Consider the following 11,265-nt stretch of genomic DNA (forward strand, 5'->3'; position numbering starts at 1 on the left):
CGTTGCAATTTCTCCAAGGGCAGTCGGGTTTCCGTTCTCACTCCATTCATAGCTCACGATTGAACCGTCGGGATCGTAACTACCCGAACCATCCAGGGTGACTGTTTCAATCCCGTCATCTCCCTTATCCGGGATAGACTGATGGCCGCCGGCGTCAGCAATCGGTCCTACATTAGCGCTATGGACGATTACAACATCGTCAATCAGGATCTGGGTGGTTTCACTTGCCGTGGTCTTCTTATTATTAAAACCGCCAATTGTGAGAGTATGGGTGCCAGTCGTTAAAGAGCCTAGATAAATAAAAGCCTGTTTCCAGCCGGTGGTTTCAGAACCACCGCCGTTACCATCACCTACAATAGTATCCACATAGTCATTAGATGCCGTTCCATAAAGTGTGCCATTTATACTTAGAAGCACCTGGCTCACTTCGTCGGTTTCATAATCCGGAGATTGAATCAGGTTATAGCGAAAAATGACCACTACATTATTTTGGGAATTTACAACAAAACTGCGTCGCCAACCACCCGACATATTTAGTATATCATTTCCGTTGATTCCCCCCAGGTCGACCTGAAGCGCTCCCCCACTAAAACCACCATTGTTTATGTGAATACCAGATGCATATGCAGGTTGATTCGTTGCGCGAAAGGCGTCATCAACATAAGTAAAGCCGTCCGTGCCAGTATCAAAATGAGCCTCCAAAATATTCCCCTGGAAGGCATAAGTTGTAGTGGAGATAAAATGAAGGATTATCAATAGAAATGTTTTTCCAAAATACCGGCAAAAGATTTTTTTAGCAATTGTCATATGTATTCGTCCAGTTGTTAAAGCTCATATTGAAATAATTATACTCGCATATAATCCTTTTTCTGAGTAGGAGATCCATGGATTCATTCCGAATATGTATCTCAGATAACCTGAGACATTCAACTCCAAATAGTTTAATCTCTAATCCATGATCTTGCATTAAAATATTCATGATTTTAAAAAATATAACAATGAAATTAAATATCAATTCCAAATAAAAATACTGAAAATGAGGTTTGCTTTTATACTAAAAACTAATTATGGGAATCAGAGGAATATTGATTGACAATTAAAACCATGCGAATTATTTTTCGGTATAGAACAGAACAGCAAGAGGTGTTTATTAAATGAGAAATACTATAAATAAACGACATCGATAGATCATTCATTTATGCTTTATGACAAAAGAATCTTCTAAAGAAAAGCACTGCCTGAATTGCGGGGAAGTTTTAACAAAGGATTACTGTGGGAATTGCGGTCAAAAACGAACCCACCTGAATGTTCCTTTCAAGCACTTATTATCCGATTTCCTGGGAAACGTGTTTACTTTCGATGCGAAGTTTTTCCGTACGTTTGTGCCGTTATTAACCAAACCGGGATTGTTGACCGTCAGGTTTAATGCCGGCCAACGTGTTCGTTATGTTTCTCCATTTAGACTCTATCTTTTCATCAGCGTGATATTCTTTTTCACATTAGCCCTTTCGGATGTGAAACTTTTTAAAGTTACTAAAATGCCAAAGGCTCAAGATACGGATGCAACAGTCCAGCCAAATACAGAAACCAGGACAGACCCGGTTGCACCGGACACAAGTGAAGTGCAGTTGAAAGAGGATTCAGAGCGGGAAAGGTCGACTTCTAAATCCCTCAAGAATAAATTCTTTATAAATTTAAAAAAGGCGAACGAAAACCCCGAATTGGTCAATGCAATTCTGGTTCGTCGATTACCGCAACTGATGTTCCTCATGGTGCCTGTATTTGCTTTATTTGTGAAATTGATGTATTGGCGATCCGACCCATTCTATGTCAATCATTTGGTTTTTGGACTGTATTTTCATTCGTTTGCATTTTTGATCCTGTTTGTCATGAAATTGTTTTTCATGATTAGCCATAAACCGATCGTTATGTTGTTGGCATTTGCTATACCGGTTTACTTATTCCTTAGCCTGAAACGGGTGTACAGCCAGTCCATAGTGATGACAATTTCAAAACTCCTGGTTTTACTTGTCTGTTACATCGTGGTGGTTTTTGTCTCAATAATTTTTGTGGCTTTTGGTACTATTCTTCTGTATGAGTAAGAAAATTTTGGCAATTTTATAATGAACTTGCTTGAAATTATCGGCTATCTGGCAACCGTGTTAATTGCAATTTCTCTAATGATGAAATCAATGGTGAAGCTGCGTTGGATCAATCTTTTCGGGGCATCTACTTTTGCAACCTACGGATACCTGATTGACGCGTATCCGGTACTGGTATTAAATGGATCTATCACGATTATTGATATTATTTACTTATTTCAGATGTATTACAAGAAAGATTATTTTGAAATATTTCAAGTTAAATCCTTTCAAGCTTCAGCATTTTTTCAACGTTTTCTGGAATACCATGATGAGGATATCAGGCATTTTTTCCCTGGTGTAGATTATAACAAGCTAAAAGATCCACTGGTATTTGTTGTTTCAAGGAATATGATGCCGGTCGGAATATTTATCGGCGAGCCAAGAGGCAAAGGTGTTCTTGAAGTAATTGTGGAATATGTTATTCCGGATTACCGCGATCTGAAAAATGCTTTTTACATTTATGAAAATAAGGAGGAGCATTTTTTGAAACACGGCTTTAGGGAGTTACTGGTTAAGACAAACGTGCCTGAACACATCCGGTTTGTAAAAAAGATTGGTTTTAAACCTGACAAACAAAAGGGAAGTGACTGGTATAAGATGGAGCTTGATTGATGGGGTATGTCATTCGATTTTTATTTAAAAGTGATAGGATAAATATTTTTGATGTGATCGAATTAAATTATATTATCGATTCAGAAAAATCAAAATGTTTTATCTCTGCAAAGAATTAAACACCACCCTCTAACCCCTCACCTTATAAAAAACCACATCCCCATCTTCTACAAGATAATCCCTTCCGTGCACCGCAATTAAGCCGAGTTCCCGCAAAGCATGCTCGGAGCCTTGTTCTTCAAGATCTGCAATCTTCATCACTTCGGCGCGGATGAAGCCTTCTTCGAAATCGCTGTGAATCTTACCGGCGGCCTGTTGCACATTGGTGCCGGCTGGAACAGTCCAGGCATGGGTTTCGTTTTCATTGGCAGTAAAAAATGTGATGAGATGCAACAGTTCATATCCCGCCCGCACCAGTTTTTGCAAACTGGTTTCATCCAGGCCGAGTTCCTGCAAAAATAGTTCCTGGCTTTCGGGGTCTAACTGGGATATTTCAGCCTGGGCCTTGCAGCTGATTTGTAAGACACCCGCGTTTTTCCCCCGGGCAAATTCGAATAATGATTTCACAAACGGGCTGTCGGTAAGATGGTCTTCATCGACATTGGCAATATAGAGAATGGGTTTGTTGGATAGCACGCCAAGAGATTTGAGCAAGCCGAATGTGTACTCATCCAATTTTAATTCATTGATCATCTTTTCTTCATTGATTTCATCCAGAATTGCTTCAAGGATTTCTTTTTCTTTTCTGGCGACTTTATCGCCGGCTCTGGACGTGCGATTAAGAGTTTGCTTTCTCTTGGTCAGGATTTCAATATCCTTCAAAATCAATTCCAGGTTGACGATCTCTACATCCCGTACCGGGTTTAATTCGGATTCTATATGAGCGACATCTTCCTCTTCGAAACAACGGACCACATGTGCCAGGGCATCCACCTGCTGGATATTGCTGAGAAATTGATTGCCGAGCCCCTCCCCTTTACTGGCGCCTTTTACCAGTCCGGCGATATCGATGAAATCCAGGGTCGTCGGCACCGCTTTGGCCGAACCAGAAATTTTCCGGATGATTTCCAAACGTGGATCTTCCAACGGAACGATGCCGTGGTTTGGATCGACGGTACAAAAAGGATAATTTGAAGCAGCTACCTGCTGACTGGTTAAGGCATTAAATAATGTAGATTTACCAACATTTGGCAGGCCGATAATGCCACATTTAAAACCCATGAGGTTACTCCTTTTTGCTCAATTTTTTGGCTTTTTCAACGAACCAATGAATGCGGTCATGAAGCCAACGACCGATGATGGAGTCGCGCCCAAACAAGGCCGCAGCTAGAAGTAAAAATACAATACCTGGTAAAATGGGCAAAAATAAACCGAGAACTCCCAGAACTAATAATAAGAATCCGGCGATCCTGCGAATGGTTTTGCCATATCCGTGCCATTTTGATTTTTCCATTAAAGGGTTTCCCCGCTCAACAGTCGCAGGGCTTCGGTATATTTTGCACTGGTATTCTTTACCACATTGGCAGGTAATTCCGGCACCGGTGGCTGCTTTTCCCAGCCAATGGATTCGAGATAATCCCTGACATATTGCTTGTCAAAACTCATCTGTGCCCGTCCTGGCTGGTACTGATCCATAGGCCAGAAGCGTGAGGAATCCGGAGTCAGCACCTCATCGATGAGATAAATCTCGCCATCCCGTTCTCCAAATTCGAATTTTGTATCTGCGATGATGATCCCTCGCTCTTCGCCATAACTGCGCGCCCAATTGTACACTTCGATACTTCGTTCTTTGACGGTTTGAGACAGCTCTGCGCCGATAATATCGACCATCTGGTCATAAGAGATATTTTCATCATGGCCGGTATCGCTTTTAGTTGACGGTGTAAAGATCGGTTCGGCCAGACGATCCGATTCTTGTAAATTTTGCGGCAATTCGATGCCGCTGATTGCGCCGGTGCGTTTATAATCCTTCCATCCTGAGCCGGATATGTAGCCCCGGACGATACACTCCACCAGCAAGGGTTCGGTCTTAATTACCAGCATGGACCTTTTCTCGAGTTGGTCTTTATACTCAAGACAAACTGAAGGGAATTCGGCAAGCTCTGTGGAGATTAAATGATTTTTTGTGATTTGCTCCGTTTTGCCAAACCAGAATCGGGATAACTGTGTGAGAACCTGTCCTTTTTGTGGAATGCCGTTTGGCATGACAAAGTCAAAAGCGGAGATACGATCGGTTGCAACGATCAGTAATCGATCGCCAAAATCATAAATCTCACGAACTTTACCGCGCCTTAAGAAATTTAGCCTCGGGCAGTTTAATTGGGTTATGACGGACATTCTTTCTCCTTTTAAGGATTTTATATACCTGGTTTGTGCCATATTTGATTCAAATATTATTTCTTAAAAAAGGGGTAAGCAATCAGGCATCCTGAATATTAGCTTTCTCAATTTATAAAATCATGAAAAACACTGACGTTATGAATTTAGATAAAAAAAGCTAGTGGGAATTAATATTAATGTCTAACTATAAGCTTGCTTTTTCTTCTTCTTTTTAGATATTTTAGCACGACTGTTGAAGTCCAATGCCAATTGCAGCCAATATTCCAGCTCTTTGTCAAGGACGACTCATAATTAAAAGCCAGGAAAGGAAGAGATTTCTAATTCCCCTTCCAAGCAAATGTATTTCGCGTAACGTAAAGGATTTAGCCATATGATCAATACTTATTAGAGCGATGGAATCGGTATCCCACCTTTTTAGAATGAACTCAATAATAAATACAAAATTTGAAATTGAAGTTCAACAGTTTTGGGATTGCTAGGAAATTGATTTAGAGGTAACTTATTGATTGAAATTTGTTGCAGTAGTTCGGAATTGTTCATGACCTACCTCCTCTTTTGTTAATACTTCTCGATCGAAATAAAACCCGTGGAACTATTTTATAATTTAGGCTAACTATTCAGCGCCTTCTTTGTGTTTTCATAATCATATGTGGTTACCTCCAAGCGATGTCCATAGGGATCACAGAAATAAACGGAGTAAGCTTGCTGGTGATCAACTGCAGACTGGGATGTGACGGGTTGACCGCGATGATCCGAAAGTTTCAGGTCAGTCACACGTTTGAGGAATTCAACAAAGTTTACAGCATTTACACGGAAAGCAACACGGTGGAAACCAGTCGGTTCTCTCCGGCCTTGCGGTTGACCTTCAAATAAGGCAAGCTTGGTATTGCCGTTATCGCTGGAAATCATCAACGGTCCGCGTGGATCTTCAGCCCAATGTTCGTAACTCTTTACTATTTCTAATCCCAACACTTTCTCATACCACTCAGCAGCTTCATAACGGTTTGGTACAAATAGTTCGATGTGATCTACTTGTTTCACTTGGAAAATTTTATCGGTTTCCGTAGGACTCATGACTCTAATTTAATAATTCTGGTGCGAATTGCTCCTTCTGTCCGTCCGAAATGTTTTGCAAGTTCCTTAACTGGCGTCTCATTGAAAATCATTTCAGTCAATTCAAGATCCAATTCATCTGTCCAGGGAAGATAAGCAGCTTTATGTTTTTTCCTAATTCTTCCAACAACGTAAGTCTTACTATTCTCTTCTTGAATCTCCATGCCATGAATTTTCGTTTCTATTTCTGTGGTTGTTGGCTCAAGAATGCTAATCCTGGACCTGGGTAGAAGTTCTTTTGGAATATTCAGCGAGTTTTTTGTTCTTGTTGCAGCCACATACAGTAAATTAATTTCTTCTGCCAGTCTTCTTTTTTCAAAACTTTCCTCCTCTTTATCTATTATTTTTAGTATATCATTCTCATTGATGAAATCATTCACCAATGTTACATCATCGTATTCCATTCCTTTACAACGGTGCACAGTGGAGAAAATCATTTCAGCTTTGTCCTTTTGATTGTCAGGTAAATGCTTGCTTTTTACTTCTTTGATCAGGTCTGGCAAGTCATTTCCGTATTTCTCGACAATTTCAACCATCATTCCTAATTCAGCATCCTCTGTTTTGTCAATGTATTCTTCTAATTCAGCGATGCTATGCATGGATTTGATGAGCTTATCTCTTACCAGGTGATAATTGCCGTTGTATAAGTTTAACACGTCGTAAATGGAAGCCCCTTCACCGGCGTAAGTGTAGGAATTAATATTTCCTTCAAAGTAGGCGTTTTTAATTTCCCGCTTTTCGATAAGAAGTTCGATGGCTTTGACCAACAAGAATAGATTTGTCCTGGCGATTGTTACCTTGGATTTTTCAGTATCGGAATTTCCTGCGCCTATAATCTTAACAGGCTTATATTCCATAAAATGCTTTTTCCAATCTAGAATTCTGGTTGCCAGCAATGCAATTTCAGGATCGAATCGAAAACTAGTGCTTAAACTGAGGCTTGGGTAATCTACTTCTTCCAATGAGTTAATGGCATAGCGCCAGCCATATATCTGTTGATGAGTATCGCCAACTATGACTTTGGTTGATTTTTGCTTCAGGAACACATCAAGCATCGCAGGCGAAGCGTCCTGTCCTTCATCAAAAAGAATATAGTCGTAGGTCAAAGATGGGTTCGCCAGTTGAAATTTCTTTAAATAGAAGTCATGTGTGATTTCGGTTTCTCTGTTCTCCATTTTAGCCAGCAAAACCCGGGTTTGTTTGAGAATCATATCATAATAATTCTCGACAAATGTTTTTGCTTTTTGGTCGGTGATTGTATCAAGATAATTTAGGGATTGAACCTTGTTTACACTATTGTTGCAGAAGTAACAAGTGAATTTATTGATATGGTTGGCAATAATATATGCTGTGTGTTTTTCTTTGAATCCGCTCAATCCAAGCAGATCCTTTATTTGATAAGTTTTATAGGCGGGAACCAGCTGATAATTTTTGCCTTTTACAATGTGATGATAAGCAAGTGAGTGGGCCGTTTCAATCCTGACATTGTTTAGTCCGGCTTTTTTAAATTTCCGTTCTGCCTCTAACTTTACAGATTTGTTGAAAGCGAGATAAAGGATCTTCTTATTCTTGGGCCTTGCTTTAGCATATTCAAGGATGGTAGTAGTCTTTCCCGATCCCGCTACCGCATTAATTTTGATGTTTCCCGAAGTGGCAATGATTTCCTTTTGTTCGTTAGTCAGTCTCATTTTTGATTACTCTTTATTTCACAGTAGTTTTAACAAACCAGGAATAGGTCTTATATAATTGAATTTGACTCTTGAGAGAATGTCATCATGCAAACCCCGTCTATTTGATAATTTTAAGATTCCTAATTGTTTTGAATGAATAAAGCAATTAAAAGCAATTTAATCAAGAATTTGTCCCAATTTTTACATAGTGCACATGTAATTTCAAAATCCCAGTGGCTGAACCCCTTGCCAACCAGCTCAGGTCTCCCAGGAAAATATTCACTTTACTGTGAGTGTAAAAAATATCAACACTTAATTTATTTTTTGAAATTTATGGCAGAACGCCGCAATAAATGGAGAATTTATGAGGTGATGATGCCAAAACTAACTTGCAGATGAGAAGAGCCCTTCATATTTTACCATAGTGGAATTTTACAGTTATTAAGGAAAATGCAAAAAAACCTCCTATTTAGTGGTCTGTTTTTATTCATCATGGGTTTTGCGTGGCCGTGGATCCAAAAAATCGGTTTAGGCAGACTGCCAGGTGATATCGTAATCGAGCTGGAAAATTTTCGATTTATCGGTAATCATGTGGTTAAACCAAAAATGACACCTTTATTCTCAACACCCTGCGACTCCTATCAGGGTGGCTAAATGAAAAATAATTGAATAAATCATGTCTCGAATCCTGCTCATTTTCCCAACATCTACCTATCGTGCAAGTGCATTTATGGCAGCTACGGTTTCTTTAAATATTGAACCGGTCATTGCCACGGATCGGAAGCAGGTATTAGCCGATCTGGTTCCCAACACAACCCTGGCATTGAATCTCCATAAACCTGTATTAGCTGTGAATAAAATTATGAAATATGCCCAGGCAAAACCATTTTCAGCTATAGTTGGAGTGGATGAAGAAACAGTGATCCTGGCAGCTATGGCGAGTAAAGCTCTGGACCTGCCTCATAACCCAATTGCAGCTGTTCAGGCGACACGAGACAAATTTTTGATGCGGCAGAAATTACAAACTCACGGACTTCTGTCACCGAAGTTTGAGAAATGCCAGGTTGACCAGGATGCCGGTATTGTTGCAAAAAAGGCTGGTTATCCTTGTGTTCTTAAGCCCATCTCATTGTCGGCAAGCCGGGGTGTAATTCGGGCGAATACTGAAGATGAATTTCTTATCGCATTTCAGATGATCCGGGATTTGTTATCCGATCCTGAGATCATAAGACAAAGTGATAACACACAAAAACATATCCTGGTGGAGGATTATATTCCCGGAAATGAGTACGCAGTCGAAGGTGTTCTGATCGATGGAGAATTAAAAATCCTCGCTTTATTTGATAAACCGGATCCGTTGGAAGGACCGTATTTTGCTGAAACTATTTATGTGACGCCCTCAAAATTATCTCACAAACAACAAGAAAAAATCTTTCGTACTATCGGGAAAGCAGCAAAAGCCATCGGGTTGCAGCGGGGACCTATTCATGCGGAGTTACGATTGAATGAAAACGGTGTTTATGTAATCGAAATCGCTAACCGTACAATAGGCGGCTACTGTTCGGAAGTGCTTAAATTCTCGAATGGGATTTCATTAGAGGATGTCGTTCTTATGAATGCAATAGGAATGGACATAAGCTATATAAAACGCGAAACCCAGGCAGCAGGCGTGATGATGATCCCCCCGCCAAGCGCGGGAATTTTTCAGGAGGTGAAATCTAAAGACCGGGCTCTCCAGGTAGAAGGGATCGAGAGTATCATCATTTCAATTCCCATAGGCCAAAAAGTAGAGGTACTGCCAAAAAGTTCGCGGTATTTGGGTTTCATTTTTGCCAGGGGTGAATCCCCGGAGTTTGTCGAAAATGCAATCAGGGAAGCGTATGGGGAGTTGGAAATTTTGATTCAGCCCAATGGTAGAACAGATGCCATTCCCCATAGCAATGCGAATCAGTAGCTGAAATTAAGAGTTTATTCGATGAATTCAATTTATTTAGATTACAACGCTACTACACCTATCGATCCTCATGTAGCAGAAGTTATGTTGCCTTTTCTACATTCAAATTTCGGCAATCCCTCCAGCAGCCATATTTTTGGTGTGACTACAAAAAAAGCGGTTGAGAAAGCCCGCCAGCAAGTGGCCGCTTTACTGCACTGTGAGACCGACGAAATTGTGTTTACCGGCGGTGGTTCCGAATCCAATAATTACGCAATTAAAGGAGCTGTCCAAGCCTGTCGAGACAAAGGCAACCACATCATCACCTCATCAATTGAGCACCCGGCTGTTCTGCAGGTTTGCAAATATCTTGAGAAAAACGGCTTCACAGTTACTTTTTTACCGGTAGATCAATTCGGCTTAATTAATCCAAAACATGTAGCAGAAGCCATTACTTCCGAAACCACTCTGATCACGATCATGCATGCCAATAATGAAGTCGGAACCATTGAACCCATTAAAGAAATCACCAAATTGGCGCATGACCATGAGATTTTAGTTCATACTGATAGCGCCCAATCCGTAGGAAAAATCCCGGTTCATATAGATGAGTTGGGAGTGGATTTATTATCAATAGCGGGACACAAACTGTATGCACCCAAAGGCATTGGCGCGCTTTATATTCGATCTGGAGTGCAATTGGAAAAATTGATACATGGCGCGGATCATGAAATAAACCGCCGTGCCGGAACTGAAAACGTCCTGGAAATTGTCGGATTGGGTGAAGCATGTGAATTGATCCATGAGAATTTGGCCAGGTATCAAGAGCACATGCTAGAAATGCGTAATCGTCTGGAACAGGGATTGAAAATGCGGTTCCCGAATATCCGCATTAACGGGCATCCGGACAAACGGCTACCCAATACTTCCAGCGTTTCCTTTGTGGGGCTTGAAGCCAACACCATCCTTGCGGAATTACCCAATGTGGCAGCTTCCGCGGGCGCTGCCTGTCACAGCGGCCAGGTTGATGTTTCGATAGTACTTAAGGCGATGCAGGTCCCCCTGGAATACGCTATGGGAACCATCCGCTTGTCAGTGGGGAGATTTACTACGGCTGAAGAAATAGATCGTGCTGTTGAAGAAATTGATAAGCTATTAAATGAGTAAAATGGGAAAATGATGAAACCAATTAAATTTTTTCAACATCTAAAGAACAGCAATCCACAAAAATGAGAGAAGAAAAAGTTATTAAAGGGCGCCACTTCTAACTACCTCCTTATTGCTGGAAATCACCTCATAAATAACTTATCTTCAAGACCCTAAAATTTAGTTAGTGCCTGAACGAAAACACCGTTTTTGTCATTCCCGCATGCTTTCAGCGGGAATCTTAACAGCTTGGAATGATTAGATTCCGGCTTAAAAGATTACCGGGATGACACTAGTTGTCGAGTTT

General features: G+C 40.7%; 11 protein-coding genes. 5 read left to right on the plus strand and 6 right to left on the minus strand.

The features are described from left to right. On the minus strand, positions 1 to 807 hold an 807-nt coding region (locus tag IIC38_18170), incomplete at its 3' end, for a hypothetical protein (protein MCH8127853.1). Positions 808 to 1,205: 398 nt separating this feature from the next. On the opposite strand from IIC38_18170, the gene IIC38_18175 reads away from it, so the two are divergent. After that, the gene (locus IIC38_18175) at positions 1,206 to 2,102 is read left to right on the plus strand and encodes a DUF3667 domain-containing protein (GenBank protein ID MCH8127854.1); all 897 of its coding nucleotides are present in this window, start codon (positions 1,206 to 1,208) and stop codon (positions 2,100 to 2,102) included. 21 nt (positions 2,103 to 2,123) lie between these two features. Next, positions 2,124 to 2,756, plus strand: a complete 633-nt coding sequence (locus IIC38_18180) for a hypothetical protein (GenBank protein ID MCH8127855.1) — start codon at positions 2,124 to 2,126, stop codon at positions 2,754 to 2,756. Between the two features lie 129 nt (positions 2,757 to 2,885). Here the strand turns inward: IIC38_18180 and ychF are convergent, their stop codons facing one another. The 5 genes from ychF to IIC38_18205 form a co-directional block, all read right to left on the minus strand. After that, complete coding sequence (gene ychF / locus IIC38_18185) at positions 2,886 to 3,977, minus strand: redox-regulated ATPase YchF (protein ID MCH8127856.1); 1,092 nt, start codon at positions 3,975 to 3,977, stop codon at positions 2,886 to 2,888. A gap of 4 nt (positions 3,978 to 3,981) precedes the next feature. After that, positions 3,982 to 4,209, minus strand: coding sequence for a DUF454 family protein (locus tag IIC38_18190; protein MCH8127857.1), 228 nt, complete (start codon positions 4,207 to 4,209; stop codon positions 3,982 to 3,984). Continuing rightward, the gene (locus IIC38_18195; protein MCH8127858.1) at positions 4,209 to 5,093 is read right to left on the minus strand and encodes a phosphoribosylaminoimidazolesuccinocarboxamide synthase; all 885 of its coding nucleotides are present in this window, start codon (positions 5,091 to 5,093) and stop codon (positions 4,209 to 4,211) included. The genes IIC38_18190 and IIC38_18195 overlap by 1 nt, the downstream gene beginning before the upstream one ends. A gap of 612 nt (positions 5,094 to 5,705) precedes the next feature. Continuing rightward, positions 5,706 to 6,170 (minus strand): VOC family protein, encoded by a 465-nt coding sequence (locus IIC38_18200; protein ID MCH8127859.1) that lies wholly within the window; start codon positions 6,168 to 6,170, stop codon positions 5,706 to 5,708. Continuing rightward, on the minus strand, positions 6,167 to 7,897 hold the full coding sequence (locus IIC38_18205) for an ATP-dependent helicase (GenBank protein MCH8127860.1): 1,731 nt from the start codon (positions 7,895 to 7,897) through the stop codon (positions 6,167 to 6,169). Before IIC38_18205 ends, IIC38_18200 begins: the two co-directional genes overlap by 4 nt. 432 nt (positions 7,898 to 8,329) lie before the next feature. On the opposite strand from IIC38_18205, the gene IIC38_18210 reads away from it, so the two are divergent. The 3 genes from IIC38_18210 to IIC38_18220 are packed head-to-tail and all read left to right on the plus strand — an operon-like array spanning position 8,330 to position 10,979. Further along, positions 8,330 to 8,533 (plus strand): DUF2905 domain-containing protein, encoded by a 204-nt coding sequence (locus IIC38_18210; protein ID MCH8127861.1) that lies wholly within the window; start codon positions 8,330 to 8,332, stop codon positions 8,531 to 8,533. Positions 8,534 to 8,555: 22 nt separating this feature from the next. After that, positions 8,556 to 9,833 carry an ATP-grasp domain-containing protein gene (locus IIC38_18215; protein MCH8127862.1) on the plus strand — a complete coding sequence of 426 codons (1,278 nt, stop codon included), beginning with the start codon at positions 8,556 to 8,558 and terminating at the stop codon, positions 9,831 to 9,833. Positions 9,834 to 9,854: 21 nt separating this feature from the next. After that, a complete protein-coding gene (locus IIC38_18220; GenBank protein MCH8127863.1) occupies positions 9,855 to 10,979 on the plus strand; it encodes an IscS subfamily cysteine desulfurase in 1,125 nt (374 codons plus the stop codon). Positions 10,980 to 11,265: the final 286 nt, after the last annotated feature.

The organism is candidate division KSB1 bacterium (assembly GCA_022566355.1).
Taxonomy (GTDB): domain Bacteria; phylum Zhuqueibacterota; class JdFR-76; order JdFR-76; family DREG01; genus JADFJB01.